The sequence below is a fragment of the Microbacterium sp. WCS2018Hpa-9 genome (genome assembly GCF_031843745.1).
GTDB lineage: Bacteria > Actinomycetota > Actinomycetes > Actinomycetales > Microbacteriaceae > Microbacterium.
Genome location: NZ_JAVTIY010000007.1, coordinates 154,213 through 176,760 on the forward strand (window position 1 = coordinate 154,213; position 22,548 = coordinate 176,760).

The following is a 22,548-nucleotide window of genomic DNA, read 5'->3' on the forward strand; positions in this document are numbered from 1 at the left end:
CGGTCATCCCCCGGCGAAGGGCGGCAGCACGTCGATCAGCTGGGCGTCGTCGAGCGACCGGTCGTCGTCGCTGCGCACGCCGTCGACCATGACCGCGCAGCGCGGAAGGATGTCGGCGAGTGCCGGGTGATCGGCGACGACCCCGGCGCGGAGCTGTTCGAGCGAGCTCTCGCCGCGTTCCTCGGCGTCGACGCCTGCAGCCTCAGCGGCGGCGGCGAAGTAGCGGACGCGGGTCGTCGGCGGGGTCATCGCGATTCTCCCTCGCGCACCCAGTCGCCCGAGCGTCCGCCCGACTTCGCGACGATGCGCACGTCTTCGATGACCACTGACCGATCGAGGCCCTTGATCATGTCGACGATCGCGAGCGCGCTCACCGAGACGGCTGTGAGCGCCTCCATCTCGACGCCCGTGCGGTCAGCCGTGCCGACGGTCGCCTCGACGTGCACGCCGTCGTCGACGATGTCGAGCTCGACGTTGGCGCGGTGCACGCCGATCACGTGCGCGAGCGGCAGCAGGGTCGGAGTCGACTTGGCGGCCTGGATGCCGGCGATGCGGGCGACCGCGAGCACGTCACCTTTGGGGGCGGTGCCGTCACGCAGCGCGGCGATGACCTCGGCGCTGCACCGAACGAAGCCGCGCGCGGTGGCGGTGCGAACGGTCGGCTGCTTGGCGGTCACGTCGACCATGTGGGCGTGGCCGGCCGAGTCGAGATGCGTGAAGCTCATTCGACCAGCATGACATCGATCGCATCGCCCACGGCGACGGCCTCGACCTCTGCGGCCACGATCGCGAACGCGTGCGCTCTGGCGAGGCCGCCGGCGAGGTGCGAGCCCGAGCCGCCGGCGGTCGCCGGGCGCACCGTCCGGTTCGCCAGGTCGACGACCGCGGGGAGGTACTGACGACGGCCGGCAGGCGGCGTCCAGGCAGCCTCCGCGGTGAAGGATGCGCGAGGGCGATGGATCTCGGTGCGACCCTGCAACGCGAGCAGCGCCGGCCGCACGAAGACCTCGAACGACACCGCGACGCTCACCGGGTTGCCCGGCAGCCCGAACACGAGCGTGCCGGAGTCGAGCACGCCGAACGCCTGCGGCTTGCCCGGCTGCATCGCGACGCTCGCGAACTCGACCTGGCCGCGGCCGTCGAACGCTCCGCGGACGGGCTCGTAGGCGCCGGCGCTCACGCCTCCTGTGAACACGATCACGTCGGCACCGCGCTCGACCGCCGTCGCCGTGACGGTGCGCACGGCCTCGGCGTCGTCAGCGACCCGCGCGACGAGCACGACCTCGGCATCGGCATCGGCGATGAGAAGCTCGAGCAGAGGGCCGTTGGAATCGGGAATGCGGCCGCGGGTCGCGGGCTCGCCGGGCGCCAGCAGCTCGCTGCCGGTCGACACGACGGCCACCCGCGGCGCTCGGGTCACCGACACGCTCTCGACTCCGGCGGCGACCGCGGCGGAGAGCTGGAACGCGCCCAGACGCTCGCCGGCGAGCACCACGGCATCCCCGGCCCGCAGGTCTGCACCGCGACGCCGCACGAAGGCACCGGGAGCGGCCGGTGCGCGCAGCACCCGCACCTCGCCCAGAGAGTCGGCGAGGCCGCCCGCAGTGTCTTCGAAGGGCACGATCGCGTCCGCCGCGCTCGGCGCCGGGGAGCCGGTCATGATGCGCGCGGCCTCGCCTGCCTCGAGGGGCGGGTCGTCCGACACCCCGGCAGGCAGGTCTGCGACGACACGGAGCGTGACGGGGTTCTCTTCGGATGCCGCGGCGACGTCGGCCGCTCGCACCGCGAAGCCGTCCATCGCGGAGTTGTCGAAGAGAGGGATGTCGTGGGCGGCCGACGCGGCCGCTGCGAGCGTACGCTGGGCGGCGTCGCGGATCGCCCGTGTCTCGGCGGGCAGCGGGCGCACGGCGTCGAGCACGCGGGCGAGCTGCTCTTCGACCGACCGGCGGCCGCCTGCGGCGCTCATGCCGACACCGCCGAACGGATCGCGATCTCGTGTTGTCTCGAGGTGAGGGCGTCGATCATGGCGAGGCGCCCGAGCAGCGGTTCGCCCGCGCCGGTGACGAGCTTCACGACCTCGCCCGCCAGCATCCCGCCGACCTGCACGCAGAGCGCTCCGAGCACACCGACCTGCGCGCAGCTCGGCGGCTCGCCCTCGGTGCCGAGCGGGAAGAGGTCGGTCAGCACGACCGGATCGTGCTCGGGTGGGTTCGACCAGAACACGGTGGCCTGCGCGTGCCACTCCTGCACGGCTCCCCAGACGAGAGGGATGCCGAGGGCCTCGGTCGCGGCGGCGACATCGCGGCGGGTCGGGAAGGAATCGCTCGTGTCGACGACGATGTCGGCGCCGGCGAACAGGCGCTCGGCGTTCTCGGAGTCGAGTCGCTCGGTGGCCAGCAGCACCTCGGCGTCGGGCGACAGGGCGGAGATCGCGCGGGCGGCGGACGCGGTCTTGGATCGGCCGATGTCTTCGACCCGGTGCGCGAGCTGGCGCTGCAGGTTCGTGAGCTCGACCACGTCGTCATCGATCACGGTGATGGTGCCGATGCCTGCCGCGGCCAGCGCGAGCAGCACGGGGGAGCCGATGCCGCCGGCCCCGACGACCGCGACGTGGGCGGCCGAGAGTCGGCGCTGCCCCTCTTCTCCTATGCCCGCGAGCACTGCGTGCCGGGCGGTGCGGACGAGTTCAGCCGGATCGAGGGCGGGTACGGGGGTGACGAGCGGCTGCATGGCACCAGGCTATGCCCGGGGCGCGACGTTGCGGTGAGGTGAGAGAGATTCGTCGCTGTTCGGGAACGAACGGCTGCGCCGGACCGATCGTTACTCCGCAGATGCGGGCAATCCTGCCTCTAGCATCCGCATTCGCGGTAGTGTTCACGCATGCAGACCTTCCGAATCGCCCGTGCCGCACAGCTGCTCGGCGTGAGCGATGACACCGTGAGGCGCTGGGTCGATCAGGGCCTGCTGCCGACGACCGATGCGGTGCCCGCCGAGATCCCCGGCGATGCGCTCGCGGCACGAGCGGTCGAGCTGGCCGACGAGGCGCACGAGTCGGGCGACGCCCACTCGAGCGCCCGCAACCGCTTCGTCGGCATCGTGACCCGTGTGCAGATCGACGGGGTGATGGCGCAGGTCGACCTGCAGTCCGGCCCCCATCGCGTCGTCTCCCTCATGTCGGCCGAAGCGGCACGCGATCTGAACCTCGAGGTCGGTTCCCTCGCAACCGCATCCGTCAAGGCGACGCAGGTCGTCGTCGAAGTGCCGAAGGGCTGACATGACCCGCACGCCGCGCCGAGCCATCGCGATCGCACTGGCTGCCGCCGCCCTGGCGCTGACCGGGTGCGCAGCCGATTCGCCGACGCCCGCTGGAGGAGGCGGTGCGCCCGAGAGCTCGGTGAGTGGCGAGCTCACGATCTACGCCGCTGCGTCTCTGTCTGGAGCCTTCGACGAGATCGGCGATGCCTTCGAGCAGAAGAACCCCGACGTGAAGGTCAGCGGCGTGTACGACGGCTCGTCGACGCTGGTCACGCAGCTTCTCGAGGGTGCGCCGGCCGATGTGTTCGCCTCCGCAGACGAGGCCACCATGGACAAGCTGGAGGATGCTGCGGTCGACCCCGCGCTGTTCGCGTCCAACACCCTCGTGATCGCCGTTCCTGTGGGCAACCCCGGCGGCGTCGACACCCTCGATGACCTGGCCGACGTCACGACGGTGCTGTGCGCGCCCGAGGTGCCGTGCGGCGCGGCATCCGCGGCGCTGCTGTCGTCGGCCGGAGTCGATGTCGATGCAGCGAGCCTCGAACAGAACGTCACCGCGGTGCTCACCAAGGTCGCAGCAGGCGAAGCAGACGCTGGACTCGTCTACGCGACCGACGTGGTCGGCCGCGACGATGTCGAGGTGATCGTGCCCGACGGCGCAGACGAGGTCGTCAACCACTATCCGATCGCTGCGCTGTCTGAGGCATCGAACGCCGCCGGGGCTGAGGCGTTCGTCGCGTTCGTGCTCTCCGACGAGGGCCAGCGGATCCTCGCCGACCACGGTTTCGGGGCACCGTGAGCGCTGCGGGCGCTCAGGGATACGCGCCGCGCTCACTCGCGATCCCGGCGCTGATCGGGCTCGCCTTCCTCATCCTGCCGCTCGCGGCGCTCGTCGCCCGCGTCGAATGGTCGACCTTCATCGCCGACGTGACGTCGGAGGCCGCACGCTCAGCACTGCTCCTCTCGCTCGGCACGGGTCTCATCGCGACGCTGCTGTGCATCGTGATCGGCGTGCCGTTGGCACTGACGATCGCCCGCTCGAGCCCCCGTCTCGCCGCCGCGCTGCGGGCAGCCGTCACGGTTCCCCTCGTGCTGCCGCCCATGGTCGGCGGCGTCGCCCTGCTCTACCTGTTCGGGCGAGCGGGGTGGTTCGGCGGCCTGGGCCTCTCGTTCAGCACTCCGGCCGTCGTTCTCGCGCAGACCTTCGTGGCGCTGCCGTTCCTCGTGCTGGCCGTCGAGGGTGCCGTGCGCACCTCCGGTGTCGAGTACGAGCGCACAGCGGCGGCTCTGGGGGCCGGACGCTGGACGATCCTGCGCCGCATCACGCTGCCGCTCGCGGCCCCCGGCATCGTCGCCGGCGTAGTGCTGTGCTTCGCCCGCGCCATCGGCGAGTTCGGAGCCACTGCGCTCTTCGCCGGCAATCGCCCCGGCGTCACGCAGACCATGCCGCTGGCGATCTACACCGCGTTCAACGGCGCCGGAGTGACGCAGGGGGCCGCAGTCGCCCTCGCGCTGCTGCTGCTCGCCACGGCGATCGCGGTGCTGCTGCTGGTGCGCGGCTGGCGGCCGGGGGCGGCGCGATGACCGGCGCCGAGGGCCTTCGCGCCCACGTCGTCGTGCAGCGTGAGCACTTCGTCGTCGACGTCTCGCTGCAGGTGCCCGTCGGAGCGACCGTGGCCGTGATGGGGCCGAGCGGCGCAGGAAAGTCGACGCTGCTGCAGGCGATCGCCGGACTCCAGCCGCTCGATGCCGGAGAGATCACGGTCGAAGGACGCGTCGTCGATCGCGTCGAGAAGCCGCGGGTGCGCACCGAGCCCATGGCCCGCGGCATCGTGCTGCTGGGTCAGAAGCCGAGGCTGTTCCCGCACCTCTCGGTGGGTGAGAACGTCGCCTTCGGGCCGCGTGCGGCGGGTGTCGACGCACGAGCGGCGCGGACGGGCGCCGACGAGTGGCTCGCACGGGTCGGGCTCCCCGGCGCCGGAGCGCGGATGCCGCACGAGCTCTCCGGCGGCGAACAGCAGCGGGTCGCCGTCGCTCGTGCGCTCGCCGCATCCCCTCGCGTCGTCCTGCTCGACGAGCCGCTCGTCGCTCTCGACCCCGAGACGGCAGGCGACATCAGACGGATGCTGCGCGACCAGCTCGCCTCGACCGCGACCGTCGCGGTCACGCACGATGCGGCGGATGCCGTCGCGCTGGCCGACCGGTTGATCGTCGTCGAGTCGGGCCGCGTCACCCAGTCGGGGCTGGTGCGAGACGTGCTCGCCGCCCCGGCATCCGGTTTCGTCGCCTCCATCGCCGGGGTCAACCGCCTCGTCGGGGTCGCGAGCGGGGGAGGGTGGCGCAGCGGCGAGGTGCTGCTGACGAGTGCCGATGCCGCGTCTCGGGCTCTCGCCGCGACGGACGGCGCCGCGCTCGCCGCGGTGTTCCGCCCCGGAGATGTGCGGGTCGCCGAGGCTGGCCAGGAGTCGTGGCCGGCTGTGGTGACGCGGATCGAGCCCACGCTGGGAGGTGCGCGCGTGCACACCGATGCCGGCGCATTCGACCTGTCGCTCGATGCTGTCGGGGGCCTAGCCGTCGGCGACGGGATCCGTCTGTGGATCCACCCGGCGCTGGTGAGGTTCGTCTCGGTGCTCTGAGCTGCAGCCAGCTTCGTATTCAAGCACCCCGCCGTGCTGAAGAAGCTATTCCGTCATGCCCTCGTTGACAGCTTCGGCACGAAGGGTGAATCCGCCGAGCTCGATCGCCTTCGTGGCAGACCGCATCGACTCTTCGATGCTGTCTGTGGACGCACGCGCCGTCTCCGACTGTGCGTACTCGACGACGATCTCATGGTCCCCCGGCATCGGAACGACCGCGATATAGAAGTCGCTGCCGTGCGTCTGCAGAAGTGAATTGAAGATCAGATCTACCGCCGTGGATATGTCCTTTTCGCTCATCCCGAGGTCACCCCGCAGTTCGACCCCAGGCAGGTTCGCGACTACCTCCCTTGCGTCGCCGGGGATAGCACCTTCGAAGGCGATCCATCCAGAGGCCTGATCCGCGTGCACTTCAGCGGCACCGAAATCGTCCGGGAACGCCTCCTTGACACGATCGACGGCATAGGAGAACTCAACTGCCCACGGCATCTCACCACTCTTCGCCGCAGCTTGGTCGAGGGCCGCGATCTCCTCAGCAGTCGGTGTGCGTGTTGCCTGGGCTGCGACACCCGAAGCAGCGCCAGGTGCGGCCCCTGCATGATCAGCCGATAGTGGCGCCAATGTCGCTGCGACCAGTGCCAGAGCTCCAGTCCCGATTAGAGCTGACCGAAATCTGGTCATGTTTCCCCCTGAGCCTCAACACTGAATATGGGTTCAAGCTATCCAGGTCTCGGGGGGCGAGCAAGAGGGAAGGGAAGAGTCGACGAAGTAGATGACCGTAAAGGGATCGGCTCGGAGGGATGACTAGCGTCTCCAAGCCGGTCGGATGGACTGTTGGGTCATGGGGTGAGCTCGAAGACCCATGCCAGTGTGTTCGCAAAAGGTGTGCCGGCGCTCTCAGCGAAGTAGGTCGCGGTTATTACGAACACGGCCGGGCTCTGTGTGTCGGGAATCAGTGACTGGAGGGGTACCGTTCCCGTTTCTGCTGCCATCGTGAGGGGGCAGGGTTCAGCCGCCAAACAGTCGTAGGTAATCTCAGGCGGAACCGTCGGATCGATCTCGATGAGGCTGCCGGGGTAGACGCCGATTGTGAGTCCTGATGGAGTTGCGGTGTTGATGAGGTCCGCGCGGATCTCTTCCGCGTTAGCGGCTTTGATTTGTGGCACTCCATTGATGCTCTCTGCCGGCGTAACTCGCTGTTCTTGACCGGTTCGCCAGTCAACCATGTACGGGTCGATTGTTTCGCCCTCGACGAGGAGCGCAGGGGGATGTTCGGGCAGGTCTCGCAGGGCCTGAAACGACATGTCTTCTCCGGGGGTCGGCGACGGCGTGGGCTGTGGTTGGTCGGGGGCGCACGCTGCGCAGGCTACAGCGACGAGCCCCAGACCAACCAGCAGCACAACTAGTTTGCGTTGCATCCCAGTCGAGACTCATTCAGGCTCGACGTCTGAGCGACATAGTTCGTCCCCGAGATGAGCACGCGGTGGTATGCGTTACCGCGATAGGTCTGGAAGCCGTAGTCGGCGCAGACGATTTTCTTGTTCCCATCGAGGGACTTCTTACCCTTTCCTGCGGAGCTCGTCGGGGTTGAACCGAGGCTGTGCCACACACCGAATAGGCCGAGTTTCACGATCTCCGGCGAGACGACGATCTCCGCAGGGGCAGCCGAGCATGAATGAGTACGCGCATGAAGCGAGACCATACCGTTGCTCTTGTGGACGTTCTCAGTCAGCCCCAGGCAACCGTAGGGGTTCGCCTGAATCGCCCCTCGAGCGGCCGTTCCGGAAGCCGGCGTCGATGACAGGCCAGTGCTGTTGGAATCTACGAATGGGTTCGACGGATCGAACGTAAATCCGTACTCGTTCACGTACGGCTCAGTAGGATAAGACTCGCTGCCCGGTGTCGGCGAGGGATCAACCTCTGCCGTTGCAGCCGTCGGCCCGCTGAGCAGGCCGACGGTAATGACTGCCGTGGCGATTCCGCTGGCGAGAGTTCGAAACCTCATGTTGGTTCTCCAATCGACTAGGTCCCCTCAGCATCGCGGGCGCCGAACTCAGCTGTCTGTAGGCCCTTCGGGGGACATGCCGAGGCGGTGTTCTGGTTGTCCGTTTGGGGATCGGTTCGTGAGACGCTTCCCTCGGCCCATCTCACGAACTCATCACGCCGTGTTGGGCGTCTCAGATGGGGTGTTCGCAATACATTTCGGTAGAGCGTGCCTAAGTGAGACGCCGGTGACGCGGGCGACCAGAGAAGTCAGCACCGTCTGGCACCCCGTGGAGACCTGGCAATATGCCGGTGCTCCCGGCGGTGCGGACCCCCGTGCCGCACGCGCGGGTAGTCTCGGAACATGTCGGGGAGAGGGAGACTGCGATGACGGCCGTGCCGGTCGTGATCGGTGTGCGCTCGCCGAATCCCGCGATCGCAGCTGATGCAGCGCCCGCATCGCAGGGCCTCATCGACACGCACGGCCGGGTGCACCGCGACCTGCGCATCTCGCTGACCGATCGCTGCTCGCTGCGCTGCACGTACTGCATGCCCGAGCAGGGCAACGAATGGCTCGCGCGCACCAGCATCCTGTCGACCGACGAGATCGTCGAGGTGGCACAGGTCGCCGCATCCCTCGGCATCCGCACCTTCCGCCTCACCGGCGGTGAGCCGCTGCTGCGCGCCGATATCGTCGAGGTCGTGCGTCGGGTCTCCGCGATCGAGGGCGAGGACGGCCCCGTCGAGGTCGCGATGACCACCAACGGCATCAGCCTCGCGAAGAAGCTCCCGGATCTGATCGACGCCGGACTCACGCGCCTGAACATCAGCATCGACACGGTCGATCGACAGCGCTTCGCCGACCTCACTCGGCGCGATCGCATCGACGACGTGTTCGAGGGCATCGCGGCAGCGGCGGCATCCGAGCTCCGTCCGCTCAAGCTCAACACCGTCGCGATGCGCGGCGTGAATGACGATGAGCTTCCCGAACTGGTGGCGTTCGCGATGGAGGTCGGTGCGCAGCTGCGCTTCATCGAGCAGATGCCGCTCGACGCCGGGCACACGTGGGATCGCAACTCGATGGTCACGCGCGAGGAGATCCTCGAGAAGCTCAGCGCACGGTGGAGCCTGGAGCCCGTTCCCGGTCGCGGCGGTGCGCCGGCCGAGAAGTGGCGGATCGACGGCGGGCCGCACGAGGTCGGCGTGATCGCCTCGGTCACCGCACCGTTCTGCGGCGCGTGCGACCGACTGCGGCTGACCGCCGACGGTCAGCTGCGCAACTGCCTGTTCTCCAACGCCGAATACGACCTGATCGGGGTGTTGCGCGGCGAAGGAGCATCCGAGCCCGACCGGCGTGCCGGCGGGATCGCCGACATGCTCCGCTCATGCGTGCACGGCAAGCTGCCGGGGCACGCGATCAACGACCCGTCATTCCTGCAGCCCGCCCGCGGCATGAACGCGATCGGCGGCTGAGGCAGCGCTCGGCGACAGTGAACTCGGCCCTTATGTTTTCACAAAATGTTTGTTTTAATACAAAATGTGAAAGCATCCGTGCCGGTGATCTCGCCCCTGCTGCGATCTGATCTTCAAGGCCACCTTCTCGCGCTCCTTCTGCTCGCGCCCGATCGAGAGCGCACTGTGACGGAGATCGCGGCCGAGGTCGGGGGATCGATGCCCACTGTGCATCGCGAGATCGAACGGCTCGTCACGGCGGAGTTTCTGACCCAGCGCAGGTCGGGTCGCAATCGCTACATCCGAGCGAACCGCGAGCATCCGCTCTATCGCCCCGTTCGAGAGATCATCGAGTATGCGTATGGTCCCCGCGTGGTGCTTCCGGAGCTCCTCGCCGATGTCGGTGGGGTCGAGGAAGCTTATGTCTATGGTTCTTGGGCTGCGCGCATGAGTGGAGAGGCTGGCGCCGACCCCCAAGACATCGACGTTCTGGTCGTGGGCAGTCCCGATCGGGTCGAGATCCAAGAAGCAGCATCGGCAGCAGAGGCGCGACTCGGTCGAGAGGTCAACATGCGGGTGGTCAGCTCCGAGCGTTGGCAGAACGCAGACGAGCCCTTCCTCCGCACGGTCAAGGATCGACCGCTCGTGAGGCTGCGGGTCGAGAGTGAGTCGGAGGCTCCGTGAATCGATTACTGAGGCGGGAGACGGGTCGACTCGCCATCGATGCTCTTCTGGAGAAGAAGCACCTCGAGCAGGTCGCGGCGAATGTCGAGCACGCCGAACTGCTCATCGAGCGTGCCCGGAGGCATGTCGCGTCGGCGGCGACGCTTCGAGACGATGATCCCGACCAGGCTTTTACGTCGGCATACGACGCTGCACGCAAGTCGCTCACCGCGTGCCTCGCCGTGCAGGGGCTCAGGCCTACGTCCCGGGGCGGGCACCTGGCGGTCTACGAGGCTGCCATGGCGCAGTTCGACCCGCCGCTGGGGGCGAAGATCAAACCGTTCGACTGGATGCGGCGAATGAGGAACGACAGCGAGTATCCGGATTTCGATACGCCGGAGATCACAGCGGATGACGTCGACGCGGCCGCCGCTGCGGCAGGCCTGATGATCGACCTCTCGGCGCGGCTCGTCGGTACGCTGCCGCCGTACCGGCGCTGACGGACGGCCACCTCCTGCCGGCTCAGTCGAGGAACTCGCGCGCAGCCGCCGACAGCGCGGTGACGCCGACCTCGATCGTCGGGTGGATCTCGGGCGCGAAGAACGGCGAGTGGTTGGTCGGGATGTCCTTGTCGAGGGTGCCGGCCGCCGCTGACTCAGCGAACTTCGCGGCGTCGATTCCGCCCCAGAACCAGAACACCAGGGGCGCCCCGGTGTCGCGGGCGAACCACGAGACGTCCTCACTGCCGGTGAACATGCCGGGGTCGATGACCGACGCCTCGCCGAGCGCGCGCTGCAGCGCCGACGTGACGCGCGCGGTGGCATCCGCATCGTTGATCGTCGGGGGCAGCGTGTGGTCGGTGCGGATCTCGGGCTCGCGCTCTGCTCCCGATGCCGCAGCCTCGGCGCGCACGATGCGCTCGACGCTCGAGAGCACCTTGTCGCGCATCTCGTCGTTCGGGTAGCGCAGGCTCAGCTCGAGCTTCGCCTCTGCGGGAATGATGTTGTTCTTGAGGCCTGCGTGGATCGAGCCGACTGTCACCACGGCGACGTCGCGCGGGTCGACCTCTCGCGAGGTGATGGTCTGCAGCCGCATGACGGTCGCCGCGGCCATGACGACGGGGTCGATCGTCGAGTGCGGACGCGAGCCGTGTCCGCCGCGTCCGTGCAGCACGACGGTCAGTCCATCGGATGCCGCCATCTGCGTGCCGGGGCGCACGCCGATCGTGCCGGCGGGCAGGGGAGTGACGTGCTGACCGAGCACGACGTCGGGGTGCGGCACGAGGTCGCGGAGGCCGGCGTCGAGCATGGCGCGGGATCCTGCTCCGTACTCCTCGGCGGGTTGGATCAGCACGACCACGGTGCCCGACCAGTCGGCCTTCTCGGCGACGAGCTTCTCGACGGCCCCGATCATGGCGGTGACGTGCATGTCGTGACCGCAGGCGTGCATGACGGGCACGGTGTTGCCGGAGGGATCGATGCCGGTCGCGGTGCTGGCATAGGCGAGGCCGGTCTCTTCTCCGACGGGCAGCGCGTCCATGTCGGCGCGTGCCCAGACGACCGGGCCCTCGCCGTTGCGCAGGATGCCGACCACGCCGGTGACGCCGATGCCCTCGTGCACCTCGAGGCCGAGATCCCGCAGATGACCGGCGGCGATGCCGGCGGTGCGCGTCTCCTGGAACGACAGTTCAGGGTGCTGGTGCAGGTCTGTGTACAGCGCTTCGAGGTCGATCGTCATGGCCCCGAGCCTAGTCGTGGCGGTACGACTCCAGTGCCGGTCCGGGGTGCAGCACGCCGTTGACGATCGAGCGGATCGCGAACTCGCTCGCCTCGCCCAGGTCGAAGACATCGCGGTGCAGCAGCCATTGCAGCTGCAGTCCGTCCATCACGGCGAGGATGCTGGCTGCGGCGGTGGCCACGGTGTCGGGCTCTGTCACGCCCTCCTGAGCGCACAGCAGGTGGAACGCATCGGTGACCTCGCGCCGCAGGGTCGTGTAGCGGTCTTCGAAGTAGTCGCGACCGGGGTGGTTGTCGGTCACCGACTCCGACGACAGCACGGTGTAGGCCTGCACGATGCCGGGGCGTCGCTCGTTCGCGACTGCTGTGCGCACGAGGTGCAGGAAGAGCTCCGGCCCTCCGGGGATGTGCTTCTCGGCGAGCTCTGCGACGTCAGCCTGATCGCGGTAGGCGAGCACCTCGAGAAGCAGCTTCTGCTTCGAGCCGAAGTGATGCAGCACGCCGGCGTGGGTGATGCCCACCTGCTCTGCGACGTCGGCGAGCGTGCCGTTCGTCGAACCCTTGTTGCCGAAGATCTCGACGGCGGCTTTGAGGATCTGCTCCCGCTTCTCGCGGGTGGCAGGCCGGACGGACGTGTGGGCGACAGCATCCTTCGACATGGTCCATCCTCTTCTGCACGGAAGCCTGCACTGGATCGTACTTGCCAACTCTACTTACCAACGAGTAACCTCGCACCAGCTTACTTTCTCGCCAGTAAGCGAATGAGGTCGGATGCCCGAGCACCGACAGCCACACAGCACAACGACCCGTGCCCAAGGAGAAGCAATGAAGCTCAGAAAGTCCATGATCGCTGTCGCGGCGATCTCCGCCCTCAGCGTCTCGGCCCTCGCCGGCTGCGCAGCCGGTGGATCGAACGACGCAGACAGCGGAGCCGGTGGTGCGGCCCTGACGATCGCCAAGCCCGACGGCGCGATCACCACCGAGTCGAACAACCCCTACGTCGGCGACTCGTCGGCGTCGAAGTACGGCTACGGCAAGGTCATCTTCGAGACCCTCGGCCTCGTGAACCAGACCGGCGACCGCGGGGTCACCCCCTGGCTCGCCGAGAGCATCGAGTGGAACGACGACTACACAGCACTCACGGTCGTGCCTCGCAAGGACGTCACCTGGAGCGACGGCGAGCCCTTCACCGCCGACGACATCGTCTTCACCTACGAACTCGTCTCGACTCCCGAGCTCGACACCGCCGGCCTCAAGTTCGAGGGCGCGACCGTCGAGGGTGACGCCGTCACCCTGAACTTCGGTGAGTCGAAGTACGTGAACCAGGCCCGGGTGCTGCACGTGCCGATCGTGCCGAAGCACATCTGGGAGAACCTCGACGAGCCGGCCACCGACCCCGTCAAGGGCGACGACCTGGTCGGCACCGGCCCCTACGCGCTCTCGAACTGGTCGACCGAATCGGTCACGCTCGAGGCCCGCGACGACTACTGGGGTGGTGACCTCGCGGTTCCCGAGCTTCACTACGTCTCGTACGGCGACAACACCGCGCTCACCACGGCCCTCGCTCAGGGCGAGGCCGACTGGGCTCAGGCGTTCATCCCGCAGATCCAGGAGCAGTTCCTCGACGCCGACCCCGAGCACAACAAGTTCTTCGTGGCCCCGACCACCGGCTCTGCGACGCTGTTCATGAACCTGCAGCAGAAGCCGTTCGACGACGTGGCGTTCCGCCAGGCGCTCGCCTGGGTCATCGATCGCGACGCATACGTCGACATCGCCCGCGAAGGAGCGAGCGAGCCGGTCTGGTCGGTGACCGGACTCTCGTCGATCCTCGAAGACGAGATCCAGCCCGAGTTCCAGGGCCAGGAGTACTCGGTCGACGCCGAGAAGGCTCGCGACCTGCTCGAAGCAGCCGGATACACCTGGAAGGACGACGCGCTGATCGACCCCGACGGCACGCCCGTCTCGTTCACGCTCTCGGTGCCCTCGGGCTGGAGCGACTGGAACACGGCGCAGGAGCTCATCGCCGAAGACATCACCGAGGCGATCGGCGCCGAGGTCAAGATCGACATGCCCGATTGGGGCGGCTGGGCAGGACCCCGCGACGACGGCTCGTTCTCGGCCATCATCCACTGGCTCGAAGACAGCGGCACGGCCTACGGCCTCTACACGTCGACCATGGACCCGCGCTGGATCTCGCCCGAGGGCATCGCCGGATTCAACTTCGGACGCTTCGACGACCCGGTGGCGACCGAGGCGCTGAACACCTACGCCAACGCGTCGTCCGATGACGAGCGCACCGCGGCGATCACGACGCTCGAGCAGATCTTCGTCGAGCAGGTCCCGGCGATCCCGCTCGGCGCGCACCCGCTGCTCGGCGAGTACAACACCCGCAACTACGTCGGGTGGCCTTCGGAGGAGGACCCGTATGCCTCGGGCGACCCGACTCAGCAGAACATCGTGCAGATCCTCACGAAGCTGAAGCCGGCCGAGTAAGCAGTCACGGAGGGGCGGATGTCACGGCATCCGCCCCTCCCACCGACCTCCCGACCGACGAAGGACCCCTCATGTCAGAACCCCTGCTCACCGTGCGCGACTTCTCTGTCGTGTACGACGTCGATCCGCCCGTCGAGGCGGTGAAGAACGTGACGCTCGAACTGCAGCGAGGAGAGATCCTCGGTCTCGCCGGCGAGAGCGGATGCGGCAAGACCACCCTCGCGTACGGCGTGCAGCGTCTGCTGCGCGCCCCCGCCGTGATCGCGGGCGGCAGTGTGACCTTCCACGATGCATCGGGTGTCGATGTCGACATCAACGCCCTCGACGTCGATGCGATGCAGAAGTTCCGCTGGGACAAGGTGTCGATGGTGTTCCAGGGTGCGATGAACGCACTCAACCCGGTCGCGACGATCGGCTCGCAGCTCGAGGACGTGTTCGAGATCCACCGCCCCGGCATGAATCGCAAGCAGCGCAGGGCCGAGGCCGAGGAGCTGCTCGAGATCGTCAAGGTCGGCCGTCAGCGCACACGTTCGTTCCCGCACGAGCTTTCGGGCGGCATGCGTCAGCGCGTCATGATCGCGATGGCCCTGGCCCTGCGTCCGCAGCTGATGGTGATGGACGAGCCGACCACGGCTCTCGACGTGCTGGTGCAGCGCGAGATCCTCAAGCAGATCTCGCAGCTGCGTCACGAGTTCGGCTTCTCGGTGATCTTCATCACCCACGATCTGCCACTGCTGCTCGAGATCAGCGACCGCATCGCGATCATGCGCGAGGGCGAGATCGTCGAGCTCGCCTCCGCCGAGCAGATCTGGACGAACCCGCAGAACGACTACACGAAGACCCTGCTGTCTTCGTTCCCCCGTCTCACCGGTGCGAGAGGAGTGCTGACCCGATGACGACTCTCGAGTTCGCCGATGTCACCAAGGTCTACAACGTCAGAGGAGCCGGTCAGCTCAAGGCGCTCGACAGAGTCAGCTTCACCCTGAACTCCGGCCAGACCATCGGTCTCGTCGGCCAGTCGGGCAGCGGCAAGTCGACCATCGCGAAGATCCTCACCCAGCTCGAGACGCCCACATCGGGCGAGGTGCGGCTCGACGGCAAGCCCATTCCCCGCCGGGGCAAGGGTCTGCGGAAGTACCGCCAGCAGCTGCGCATGGTCTTCCAGGATCCGTTCGCCTCGCTCAACCCGTATCACTCGATCAGATACCACCTCGAGCGCCCCATCCGGCTCGACGACGTGGTGCCCAAGAAAGAGACCGAGGCCGAGGTGCGCCGGCTGCTCGAGCGCGTGCGCCTCGACGCGGATGCCGTGATCGACCGGCGTCCGCACGAGCTCTCCGGTGGTCAGCGTCAGCGCGTCGCCATCGCCCGCGCGCTCGCATCCCGCCCGTCTCTGCTCGTCGCCGACGAGCCCGTGTCGATGCTCGACGTGTCGATCCGCCTCGGGGTGCTGAACCTGCTCGCCGAGCTGCAGCGGGAAGAGGGACTCGGCGTGCTCTACATCACCCACGACCTCGCGACCGCGCGGCACTTCAGCGACAAGATCATGGTGCTCAACCAGGGTCGCGTCGTCGAGTACGGCGACGCAGACGACGTCATCCTCAACCCGCAGGACCCCTACACGCGCGAGCTGCGGGCGGCGTCTCCCGACCCCGACAAGCACTTCGCGACGCCCGGCTCGCACGGAGGTGCACAGTGACCACCGCATCCCCTGATCTGGGTCAGATCGACGACGAACAGCGCGACGCCCTCGAGGTCGGCACGACCGCGACCACCGCGCAGAAGGGACGAGCTCTCGTGCCCTGGCGTTTCTTCGCCGGACGCGCCGGGTTCTACCTGTTCACCCTGTGGGCGGCCATCACGATCAACTTCTTCCTGCCGCGGTTCATGAAGGGCGATGCGGTCAGCTCGTACCTCGCCCGCAACCGCAACGTCAGCCCCGAGGCCGCCGACTCGCTGCGCATCCTGCTCGGCATCGACACTGACAAGTCGATGTGGCAGCAGTACATCGACTACTGGGCGATGCTGTTCCGCGGCGATCTCGGCATCTCGACGCTGCACGGTCTGCGGCCGGTGACCGAGGTGCTGGCATCCGCTCTTCCGTGGACCCTCGGCCTGGTCGGAATCGCGACGATCATCTCGTTCGCGCTCGGCACGGTCGGCGGCGCGATCGTCGGCTGGAAGCGCGGCAGCAAGCTCGACGCGCTCATCCCGATCACGACGTTCTTCAACACGATCCCGTACTTCTGGCTGGGTCTGATCGCCATCGCGATCTTCTCGTCGACGCTCAAGTGGTTCCCGTCGTCGCACGCCTACGACAAGGGCCAGTCGCCTGAGTGGAGTCTCGACTTCATCGGTCAGGTGATCATGCACGGCACCCTGCCGGCGCTCACGATCATCATCGCGTCGCTCGGCGGATGGATGCTGGGCATGCGCAACATGATGCTCACGGTGCTCGACGAGGACTACATCACGGTCGCGCAGGCGAAGGGCATGCCGAACAAGCGCGTTCTGTGGGCGTACGCCGCGCGCAACGCGGTGCTGCCGCAGATCCAGAGCTTCGCGCTCTCGATCGGTTTCATCGTCGGTGGCACGATCGTCATGGAGATGGTCTTCAGCTACCCGGGCGTCGGCAAGCTGCTGCTCGACGCCACCAATGCGAAGGACTTCGCGCTCATGCAGGGCGTGTTCCTGGTGATCACGCTGTCGGTGCTGGTCGCCAACATCCTGGCGGACATCGTCTACGCATACCTCGACCCGCGCACGCGCCAGACGGAGGCCTGACATGAGCGTTCCCACCTCGACCGACACCACGGCACCCGACGGCAGCACGATCCCCACCGGGATGCCGGAGACCGCGACGTTCCGCACCGCGGGCGACGGCGCGCCCGGCCGCAAGACGTTCTGGTCGCAGCTCGCGCACTCGTTCGCGATGTTCCGCAACCCCAAGTCGATCGCCGGCCTGATCATCCTCGGGGTGTTCGTGCTGATCGCGATCTTCGCGCCGCTGCTCGCGCCCTACGGCCCCACGCAGAAGGACCGCACGGCGCTGCGGCAGCCGCCCTCGCTCGACCATTGGCTCGGCACCACCCACATGGGTGAAGACGTGCTCAGCCAGCTCATCTTCGGCACGCGCGGCGTCGTCGTGGTCGGCTTCCTCTCGGCCATCATCGCGACGATCATCGCCATCACGATCGGCGTCATCGCCGGATACGTGCGCGGCTGGAAGAGCGAGTCGCTCTCGGCCCTCACGAACGTGTTCCTGGTGATCCCCGGCATCCCGCTGATCATCATCGTGGCGTCGCAGTTCGAGAATCCGCCGCTCATCGTGATCGCCGCGGTGCTCGGGCTCACGGGCTGGGCATGGGGTGCGCGCGTGCTGCGGGCGCAGACCATGTCGCTGCGCAACCGCGACTTCATCCAGGCCGCGCGCGCCAACGGCGAACCGCTGCACCGCATCATCACGGTCGAGATGCTGCCGAACCTCATGGCGCTGATCGCGTCGAGCTTCGTCGGCACCGTCACGGCGGCCATCCTCGGACTCACCACCCTCGCCTTCATCGGCGTGATCCCGGTGAGCAACCTCAACTGGGGCACGATCCTGTTCTGGGCGCAGCAGAACGGCGCGTTCCCGCGGCTGTGGTGGTGGTACGTGCCCGCAGGGCTCTGCATCGCGATCATCGGCGTCGCCCTGTCGCTCATCAACTTCGGCATCGACGAGTACGTCAACCCGAGGCTGCGGTCGGCGGGCGAGCGGGCCCGCGCGATGAAGAAGAAGGGGCTCGACGTGAACGACCCCGTGACGGCGGTGCGCAGCGTGCAGACGACCGACTCGGGTACCGTGCAGAGCGCCGAGACCGATATGACGAACCATACGAAGACACAGAACACGAAGACACAGAACTCGAAGTGATGACCTCTCAGACCCTGACCGAATCCCTGCCCTACCTCGACCCCGAACTGCCGATCGCGGCGCGCGTCGCCGACCTCCTCGACCGCATGACGGCCGAGGAGAAGATCGGGCAGATGCTGCAGCTCGACGCCCGCGACGACCTCGACGACCACGTGCTCGGCAAGCATGTCGGCTCGATCCTGCACACCTCGCCCGAGCGCATCATCCGGGCGAACGAGCTGACCTCGCAGACCCGGCTGCGCATCCCGCTGCTCGTCGCCGAGGACTGCATCCACGGCCACTCGTTCTGGCCCGGCGCGACCATCTATCCGACGCAGCTCGGCATGGCGGCGACGTGGGATGCCGAGCTGGTCGAGAAGGTCGCGAGGGCCACCGCGGTCGAGGTCGCGGCGACCGGCATCCACTGGACCTTCTCGCCGGTGCTGTGCATCGCGCGCGATCTGCGCTGGGGTCGCATCGACGAGACGTTCGGTGAAGACCCGTTCCTGATCGGCGAGCTCGCCTCGGCGATGGTGCGCGGGTATCAGGGCGACGGCCTCGACGACCCGACTGCGATCCTCGCGACGGCCAAGCACTTCGCCGGCTACTCCGAGACGCAGGGCGGGCGCGACGCGAGCGAGGCCGACATCTCGCGGCGCAAGCTGCGGTCGTGGTTCCTGCCGCCGTTCGAGCGGGTGGCCCGCGAAGGATGCCGCACGTTCATGCTCGGCTACCAGACCACCGACGGCGTGCCGATCACGGTCAACGACTGGCTGCTCAGCGACGTGCTGCGCGGCGAGTGGGGCTACACCGGCACCCTCATCACCGACTGGGACAACGTCGGCCGCATGGTGTGGGAGCAGCACGTGCAGCCCGACTACGCGCACGCCTCGGCCGCTGCCGTCAGCGCCGGCAACGACATGGTCATGAACACCCCGGGCTTCTTCGAGGGCGCACTCGAGGCGGTGTCGAACGGGCTCCTCGCCGAGGACGCCTTCGACGACGCCGTCGCGCGCATCCTCACCCTGAAGTTCGAGCTCGGGCTGTTCGAAGACCCGCGGCTGCCGCAGGACGACCTGGATGCCGTGGTCGGCAGTGCCGAGCACGCCGCCCTCAACCTCGACACCGCCCGCCGCTCGATCGTGCTTCTCGAGAACGACGGGACTCTGCCGCTCGACGCCACAGCGCCCCTGAAGGTCGCCGTGGTCGGGCCGCTCGCCGACGACGCCCAGACGCAGCTCGGCGACTGGGCCGGTGGCTCGGGTCAGGCCGGGTGGCTCGACGGACAGCCGCGCGAGATGATCACCACCGTGCTCGACGGCCTCGCGGGCGTCGAGGGGTGGTCGGTCGCGCATGCGCGCGGCGCCGACATCCTCACCCTCGAGCAAGACCCTCGGGGCGCGAAGTTCCCCGACGGACAGCCGCGGCCCTCGGTCGTGGTGCCGAGTGCACCCGACGAGACGCTGATCGCGGAGGCTGTGGCTGCGGCGGCAGCATCCGACGTCGTGGTCGCCGTCGTGGGCGACCGCATCGAACTCGTGGGTGAGGGCCGCTCGACCGCGACACTCGAGCTGATCGGCGGGCAGAACGCCCTGCTCGACGCTGTGATCGCGACGGGCACGCCCGTGGTGGTCGTGCTGCTCGCCTCGAAGCCGCTCGTGCTGCCGGCATCCGTGTCGCAGGCCGCGGCCGTCATCTGGGCCGCGAACCCGGGCATGCAGGGCGGTCGCGCGATCGCCGAGATCATCTCGGGCACGGTCGAGCCGTCAGGGCGACTGCCGATCTCGTTCGCGCGTCACGTCGGCCAGCAGCCCACGTACTACAACCAGATCCGCGGCCAGCACGGCGACCGCTACGCCGACCTCACCCAGGCCCCGGCGTGGGCGTTCGGCGAAGGGCTGTCGTACTCGACGGTCTCGTACGGCGAGCTCTCGCTCGCGTCGACGACGCTGGGTTTCGACGATACGATCGCCGCTGAGGTGACGGTGACGAACACCGGTGCGCGTCCGGTGCGCGAGACGGTGCAGGTCTATGTGCGCGACTCCATCACGAGTGTGAGCTGGGCCGACAGGGAGCTCAAGGCCTACCGTCAGGTCGATCTGGCGCCGGGGGAGTCGGCACGAGTGCGCCTCGAGCTCGCTGTCGCGGAGTGCTCGATCGTCGATGCCGCCGGCATCCGTCGCGTCGAATCCGGCGCGTTCGAGCTGCTCGTCGGCCCCAGCTCGCGTGACGAGGTGCTGCTGAGCGCGGCGTTCACCGTCGCGTGATCTTCTGCGACGAGGGCGCTCAGGCGTCCTCGTCGCGGAGGCGCTGCGGGCCCGCGCCCTGGCTGCTGAGGGTGTCGCCCGGGTTGAGCAGACCGCACGCCTTCATCGACAGGCAGCCGCAGCCGATGCATCCGGTCAGCTCGCGCTCGAGACGCTCGATGCCCTCGCGGCGCTTCTCGAGCTCGCGCTTCCAGCGTCGTGACGCGCGCTGCCAGTCCTCGTGGCTCGGCGTCTGGGTGAGCGGAACGTCGGCGAACGCGTGCTGCACGTCGGCGAGCGGGATGCCGAGGCGTTTCGCCACCGTGATGAGCGAGACCCGTCGCAGCATGTGGCGGGCGTAGCGGCGCTGGTTGCCCGCCGTGCGGGTCGAGGCGATGAGGCCGAGGCTCTCGTAGAAGTGCAGGGCTGAGGGGGCGACCCCGGTTCGCCTGCTCATCTCGCCGATCGTCAGCGGCTCGTCGGGACCGTGGACGCCGCGGTCGGTGTCGGTGTCTGCGCTCATCGCGACCTCCTCGATTTGACCTCAAGTGTACTTGAGGTCATACGGTTGCAACCGTGACCCGAACGGAGACCGCCACCCTATGACCTACGTGATCGCCCTTCCCTGCGTCGATGTCAAGGATCGTGCGTGCATCGACGAATGCCCGGTTGACTGCATCTATGAAGGCGAGCGCTCGCTGTACATCCACCCCGACGAATGCGTCGACTGCGGTGCGTGCGAACCCGTCTGCCCCGTCGAGGCGATCTACTACGAAGACGACCTGCCGGAAGAATGGCAGGACTACTACAAGGCCAACGTCGAGTTCTTCGACGAGATGGGTTCACCCGGTGGCGCCGCGAAGCTCGGCATCATCGAGCGCGACCACCCGACCATCGCAGCCCTTCCGCCCCAGGAGGCACCTGAATGAGCAGTCAGCAGCACCCCGCAGCGCCGGTCCCCTCCGCGGTCGGTGAAGGACTCAAGGCCGCGTTCCGCGCGCACCCGGCCGGTGTCGCCATCATCACCGCGATGACCCCCGACGGCCCGGTCGGGCTCACAGCATCCAGCGTCGCGTCCGTCGCGGTCGACCCCGCCGCGATCGTGTTCTCAGTCACGAGAGCGACCGGCAGTGCGGGGTCGATCCTCAACGCCGAGTCGTTCGTGGTGCATCTGATCGACGACGAGCACTCCGCGCTCGCGCAGAGCTTCGCGGTGAGCGGCGCCGACCGCTTCACCCCCGAACAGGGGTGGAGCACCCTTCCGACCGGCGAGCCTTACCTCGCCGAGGCGCGCGCCGCGATGCGCGGTCACACGATGTCGACGGTCGCCGTCGGCTCCTCGACCGTCGTGATCGCCGAGATCGACGAGGTGCTGCTCGGGCGGCCGGGCCGACCGCTCGTCTACCTCGACCGCCGATTCCACACGCTGCCCCACGACCAGAGCTGAAGCCCCACCGAAAGGAACATCATGACCACTCCGTACACCCTCCCCGAGCTGCCGTACGACTACTCGGCGCTCGCCCCGCACATCTCGGGCAAGATCATGGAGCTCCACCACTCGAAGCACCACCAGGCCTACGTGACCGGTGCCAACACCGCGCTCGAGCAGCTGGGCGCCGCGCGCGAATCGGGTGACTTCACCGCAGTCAACAAGCTCGAGAAGGACCTCGCGTTCAACCTCGGCGGCCACATCAACCACTCGGTGTTCTGGGAGAACCTGTCGCCCGACGGCGGCGGCAACCCCGAGGGCGAGCTGGAGGCGGCACTGACCGACGCGTTCGGCTCGATCGACGCGTTCCGCGCCCACTTCACGGCGACCGCGCTCGGTGTGCAGGGCTCTGGTTGGGCCGTGCTCGCGTGGGACAGCGTCGGAGCGCGTCCGGTCATCTTCCAGCTGTTCGACCAGCAGGGCAATGCGCCCCTCGGCGTGACCCCGCTGCTGCAGCTCGACGTCTGGGAGCACGCGTATTACCTCGACTACCTCAACGTGCGCGCCGACTACGTCAAGGCGTTCTGGGAGCTCGTCAACTGGTCCGACGTGCAGCGTCGGTTCCAGGCAGTGCAGGAGAAGACCGCAGGGCTCATCGTCGCCCGCTGACCCTCCCGAACAGCCCCTCGGCCGCCCATTCGGCTGATCGATCCCCGATGGGCTGGCGGATGCCACGGCATCCTTCAGCCCACCGGGCGATTCC

At 68.0% G+C, this 22,548-nt stretch carries 26 protein-coding genes; 16 read left to right on the top strand and 10 right to left on the bottom strand.

Annotated features, from left to right (window positions below):
* Positions 1-3: 3 nt before the first annotated feature.
* Genes RQG82_RS15455 through RQG82_RS15470 form a run of 4 tightly spaced genes read right to left on the bottom strand, consistent with a single transcriptional unit; the run spans position 4 to position 2,730 of the window.
* A complete protein-coding gene (locus RQG82_RS15455) occupies positions 4-249 on the bottom strand; it encodes a MoaD/ThiS family protein (protein WP_311259881.1) in 246 nt (81 codons plus the stop codon).
* Complete coding sequence (gene moaC, locus RQG82_RS15460) at positions 246-725, bottom strand: cyclic pyranopterin monophosphate synthase MoaC (protein WP_290161114.1); 480 nt, start codon at positions 723-725, stop codon at positions 246-248. The genes RQG82_RS15455 and moaC overlap by 4 nt, the downstream gene beginning before the upstream one ends.
* Complete coding sequence (gene glp, locus RQG82_RS15465) at positions 722-1,966, bottom strand: gephyrin-like molybdotransferase Glp (protein ID WP_311259882.1); 1,245 nt, start codon at positions 1,964-1,966, stop codon at positions 722-724. Before glp ends, moaC begins: the two co-directional genes overlap by 4 nt.
* Entirely contained in the window at positions 1,963-2,730 is a 768-nt protein-coding gene (locus RQG82_RS15470) for a HesA/MoeB/ThiF family protein (RefSeq protein WP_311259883.1), read from the bottom strand. The genes glp and RQG82_RS15470 overlap by 4 nt, the downstream gene beginning before the upstream one ends.
* 150 nt (positions 2,731-2,880) lie before the next feature.
* Between RQG82_RS15470 and RQG82_RS15475 the strand changes: the two genes are divergently transcribed.
* From RQG82_RS15475 to RQG82_RS15490, 4 genes are read left to right on the top strand one after another with little or no spacing between them, the layout of a single operon-like run.
* The gene (locus RQG82_RS15475) at positions 2,881-3,273 is read left to right on the top strand and encodes a TOBE domain-containing protein (protein ID WP_311259884.1); all 393 of its coding nucleotides are present in this window, start codon (positions 2,881-2,883) and stop codon (positions 3,271-3,273) included.
* A gap of 1 nt (position 3,274) precedes the next feature.
* A complete protein-coding gene (modA, locus tag RQG82_RS15480; RefSeq protein WP_311259885.1) occupies positions 3,275-4,054 on the top strand; it encodes a molybdate ABC transporter substrate-binding protein in 780 nt (259 codons plus the stop codon).
* Positions 4,051-4,839 carry a molybdate ABC transporter permease subunit gene (gene modB / locus RQG82_RS15485; protein WP_311259886.1) on the top strand — a complete coding sequence of 263 codons (789 nt, stop codon included), beginning with the start codon at positions 4,051-4,053 and terminating at the stop codon, positions 4,837-4,839. Before modA ends, modB begins: the two co-directional genes overlap by 4 nt.
* The gene (locus RQG82_RS15490; RefSeq protein WP_311259887.1) at positions 4,836-5,891 is read left to right on the top strand and encodes an ATP-binding cassette domain-containing protein; all 1,056 of its coding nucleotides are present in this window, start codon (positions 4,836-4,838) and stop codon (positions 5,889-5,891) included. The genes modB and RQG82_RS15490 overlap by 4 nt, the downstream gene beginning before the upstream one ends.
* A 45-nt stretch (positions 5,892-5,936) precedes the next feature.
* On the opposite strand, the gene RQG82_RS15495 is transcribed toward RQG82_RS15490, so the two are convergent.
* From RQG82_RS15495 to RQG82_RS15505, 3 genes are all read right to left on the bottom strand, one after another.
* Positions 5,937-6,380: a hypothetical protein gene (locus tag RQG82_RS15495; RefSeq protein WP_311259888.1), complete on the bottom strand. Its 444-nt coding sequence runs from the start codon at positions 6,378-6,380 to the stop codon at positions 5,937-5,939.
* A 350-nt stretch (positions 6,381-6,730) separates the two neighbouring features.
* On the bottom strand, positions 6,731-7,195 hold the full coding sequence (locus tag RQG82_RS15500; protein ID WP_311259889.1) for a hypothetical protein: 465 nt from the start codon (positions 7,193-7,195) through the stop codon (positions 6,731-6,733).
* Between the two features lie 98 nt (positions 7,196-7,293).
* The gene (locus RQG82_RS15505) at positions 7,294-7,896 is read right to left on the bottom strand and encodes a hypothetical protein (protein WP_311259890.1); all 603 of its coding nucleotides are present in this window, start codon (positions 7,894-7,896) and stop codon (positions 7,294-7,296) included.
* A gap of 365 nt (positions 7,897-8,261) precedes the next feature.
* On the opposite strand from RQG82_RS15505, the gene moaA reads away from it, so the two are divergent.
* The 3 genes from moaA (at position 8,262) to RQG82_RS15520 (ending at position 10,489) form a co-directional block, all read left to right on the top strand.
* On the top strand, positions 8,262-9,347 hold the full coding sequence (moaA, locus tag RQG82_RS15510; protein WP_311259891.1) for a GTP 3',8-cyclase MoaA: 1,086 nt from the start codon (positions 8,262-8,264) through the stop codon (positions 9,345-9,347).
* A 66-nt stretch (positions 9,348-9,413) separates the two neighbouring features.
* On the top strand, positions 9,414-10,010 hold the full coding sequence (locus RQG82_RS15515; RefSeq protein WP_311259892.1) for a helix-turn-helix domain-containing protein: 597 nt from the start codon (positions 9,414-9,416) through the stop codon (positions 10,008-10,010).
* Positions 10,007-10,489 (top strand): HEPN domain-containing protein, encoded by a 483-nt coding sequence (locus RQG82_RS15520; protein WP_311259893.1) that lies wholly within the window; start codon positions 10,007-10,009, stop codon positions 10,487-10,489. Before RQG82_RS15515 ends, RQG82_RS15520 begins: the two co-directional genes overlap by 4 nt.
* 22 nt (positions 10,490-10,511) lie before the next feature.
* Here the strand turns inward: RQG82_RS15520 and RQG82_RS15525 are convergent, their stop codons facing one another.
* Together RQG82_RS15525 and RQG82_RS15530 are read right to left on the bottom strand one after the other, a co-directional pair.
* Positions 10,512-11,726 carry an amidohydrolase gene (locus RQG82_RS15525; protein ID WP_311259894.1) on the bottom strand — a complete coding sequence of 405 codons (1,215 nt, stop codon included), beginning with the start codon at positions 11,724-11,726 and terminating at the stop codon, positions 10,512-10,514.
* A 10-nt stretch (positions 11,727-11,736) separates the two neighbouring features.
* Positions 11,737-12,384, bottom strand: coding sequence for a TetR/AcrR family transcriptional regulator (locus tag RQG82_RS15530; RefSeq protein ID WP_311259895.1), 648 nt, complete (start codon positions 12,382-12,384; stop codon positions 11,737-11,739).
* Between the two features lie 166 nt (positions 12,385-12,550).
* On the opposite strand from RQG82_RS15530, the gene RQG82_RS15535 reads away from it, so the two are divergent.
* The 6 genes from RQG82_RS15535 to RQG82_RS15560 all read left to right on the top strand — a co-directional run bounded on the left by RQG82_RS15535 (position 12,551) and on the right by RQG82_RS15560 (position 20,377).
* Positions 12,551-14,218: an ABC transporter substrate-binding protein gene (locus RQG82_RS15535; RefSeq protein ID WP_311259896.1), complete on the top strand. Its 1,668-nt coding sequence runs from the start codon at positions 12,551-12,553 to the stop codon at positions 14,216-14,218.
* A 71-nt stretch (positions 14,219-14,289) separates the two neighbouring features.
* Complete coding sequence (locus tag RQG82_RS15540) at positions 14,290-15,114, top strand: ABC transporter ATP-binding protein (RefSeq protein WP_140035920.1); 825 nt, start codon at positions 14,290-14,292, stop codon at positions 15,112-15,114.
* Positions 15,111-15,917 (top strand): ATP-binding cassette domain-containing protein, encoded by an 807-nt coding sequence (locus tag RQG82_RS15545; RefSeq protein WP_311259897.1) that lies wholly within the window; start codon positions 15,111-15,113, stop codon positions 15,915-15,917. The genes RQG82_RS15540 and RQG82_RS15545 overlap by 4 nt, the downstream gene beginning before the upstream one ends.
* Complete coding sequence (locus RQG82_RS15550) at positions 15,914-17,002, top strand: ABC transporter permease (RefSeq protein ID WP_311259898.1); 1,089 nt, start codon at positions 15,914-15,916, stop codon at positions 17,000-17,002. Before RQG82_RS15545 ends, RQG82_RS15550 begins: the two co-directional genes overlap by 4 nt.
* 1 nt (position 17,003) lies before the next feature.
* A complete protein-coding gene (locus tag RQG82_RS15555) occupies positions 17,004-18,131 on the top strand; it encodes an ABC transporter permease (RefSeq protein ID WP_311259899.1) in 1,128 nt (375 codons plus the stop codon).
* A complete protein-coding gene (locus RQG82_RS15560; protein WP_311259900.1) occupies positions 18,131-20,377 on the top strand; it encodes a glycoside hydrolase family 3 N-terminal domain-containing protein in 2,247 nt (748 codons plus the stop codon). The genes RQG82_RS15555 and RQG82_RS15560 overlap by 1 nt, the downstream gene beginning before the upstream one ends.
* A gap of 19 nt (positions 20,378-20,396) precedes the next feature.
* Here RQG82_RS15560 and soxR read toward each other — a convergent pair whose 3' ends face one another.
* Complete coding sequence (soxR, locus tag RQG82_RS15565; RefSeq protein ID WP_311259901.1) at positions 20,397-20,879, bottom strand: redox-sensitive transcriptional activator SoxR; 483 nt, start codon at positions 20,877-20,879, stop codon at positions 20,397-20,399.
* A gap of 79 nt (positions 20,880-20,958) precedes the next feature.
* On the opposite strand from soxR, the gene fdxA reads away from it, so the two are divergent.
* From fdxA to RQG82_RS15580, 3 genes are read left to right on the top strand one after another with little or no spacing between them, the layout of a single operon-like run.
* Positions 20,959-21,285, top strand: coding sequence for a ferredoxin (gene fdxA, locus RQG82_RS15570; RefSeq protein WP_311259902.1), 327 nt, complete (start codon positions 20,959-20,961; stop codon positions 21,283-21,285).
* Positions 21,282-21,803 (top strand): flavin reductase family protein, encoded by a 522-nt coding sequence (locus RQG82_RS15575; RefSeq protein ID WP_311259903.1) that lies wholly within the window; start codon positions 21,282-21,284, stop codon positions 21,801-21,803. Before fdxA ends, RQG82_RS15575 begins: the two co-directional genes overlap by 4 nt.
* Positions 21,804-21,824: 21 nt before the next feature.
* Positions 21,825-22,454: a superoxide dismutase gene (locus RQG82_RS15580; RefSeq protein WP_311259904.1), complete on the top strand. Its 630-nt coding sequence runs from the start codon at positions 21,825-21,827 to the stop codon at positions 22,452-22,454.
* The last annotated feature ends 94 nt before the right edge of the window (positions 22,455-22,548 follow it).

Coding starts and splice junctions, on each gene's coding strand:
- RQG82_RS15540 (WP_140035920.1), top strand. CDS start 14,290: ATGTCAGAACCCCTGCTCACCGTGCGCGACTTCTCTGTCGTGTACGAC.
- glp (WP_311259882.1), bottom strand. CDS start 1,966: ATGAGCGCCGCAGGCGGCCGCCGGTCGGTCGAAGAGCAGCTCGCCCGC.
- soxR (WP_311259901.1), bottom strand. CDS start 20,879: ATGAGCGCAGACACCGACACCGACCGCGGCGTCCACGGTCCCGACGAG.
- RQG82_RS15475 (WP_311259884.1), top strand. CDS start 2,881: ATGCAGACCTTCCGAATCGCCCGTGCCGCACAGCTGCTCGGCGTGAGC.
- RQG82_RS15530 (WP_311259895.1), bottom strand. CDS start 12,384: ATGTCGAAGGATGCTGTCGCCCACACGTCCGTCCGGCCTGCCACCCGC.
- moaC (WP_290161114.1), bottom strand. CDS start 725: ATGAGCTTCACGCATCTCGACTCGGCCGGCCACGCCCACATGGTCGAC.
- fdxA (WP_311259902.1), top strand. CDS start 20,959: ATGACCTACGTGATCGCCCTTCCCTGCGTCGATGTCAAGGATCGTGCG.
- modA (WP_311259885.1), top strand. CDS start 3,275: ATGACCCGCACGCCGCGCCGAGCCATCGCGATCGCACTGGCTGCCGCC.
- RQG82_RS15525 (WP_311259894.1), bottom strand. CDS start 11,726: ATGACGATCGACCTCGAAGCGCTGTACACAGACCTGCACCAGCACCCT.
- moaA (WP_311259891.1), top strand. CDS start 8,262: ATGACGGCCGTGCCGGTCGTGATCGGTGTGCGCTCGCCGAATCCCGCG.
- RQG82_RS15580 (WP_311259904.1), top strand. CDS start 21,825: ATGACCACTCCGTACACCCTCCCCGAGCTGCCGTACGACTACTCGGCG.
- RQG82_RS15495 (WP_311259888.1), bottom strand. CDS start 6,380: ATGCCGTGGGCAGTTGAGTTCTCCTATGCCGTCGATCGTGTCAAGGAG.
- RQG82_RS15545 (WP_311259897.1), top strand. CDS start 15,111: ATGACGACTCTCGAGTTCGCCGATGTCACCAAGGTCTACAACGTCAGA.
- RQG82_RS15490 (WP_311259887.1), top strand. CDS start 4,836: ATGACCGGCGCCGAGGGCCTTCGCGCCCACGTCGTCGTGCAGCGTGAG.
- RQG82_RS15535 (WP_311259896.1), top strand. CDS start 12,551: ATGAAGCTCAGAAAGTCCATGATCGCTGTCGCGGCGATCTCCGCCCTC.
- RQG82_RS15560 (WP_311259900.1), top strand. CDS start 18,131: ATGACCTCTCAGACCCTGACCGAATCCCTGCCCTACCTCGACCCCGAA.
- RQG82_RS15555 (WP_311259899.1), top strand. CDS start 17,004: ATGAGCGTTCCCACCTCGACCGACACCACGGCACCCGACGGCAGCACG.
- RQG82_RS15455 (WP_311259881.1), bottom strand. CDS start 249: ATGACCCCGCCGACGACCCGCGTCCGCTACTTCGCCGCCGCCGCTGAG.
- RQG82_RS15505 (WP_311259890.1), bottom strand. CDS start 7,896: ATGAGGTTTCGAACTCTCGCCAGCGGAATCGCCACGGCAGTCATTACC.
- RQG82_RS15470 (WP_311259883.1), bottom strand. CDS start 2,730: ATGCAGCCGCTCGTCACCCCCGTACCCGCCCTCGATCCGGCTGAACTC.
- RQG82_RS15575 (WP_311259903.1), top strand. CDS start 21,282: ATGAGCAGTCAGCAGCACCCCGCAGCGCCGGTCCCCTCCGCGGTCGGT.
- RQG82_RS15500 (WP_311259889.1), bottom strand. CDS start 7,195: ATGTCGTTTCAGGCCCTGCGAGACCTGCCCGAACATCCCCCTGCGCTC.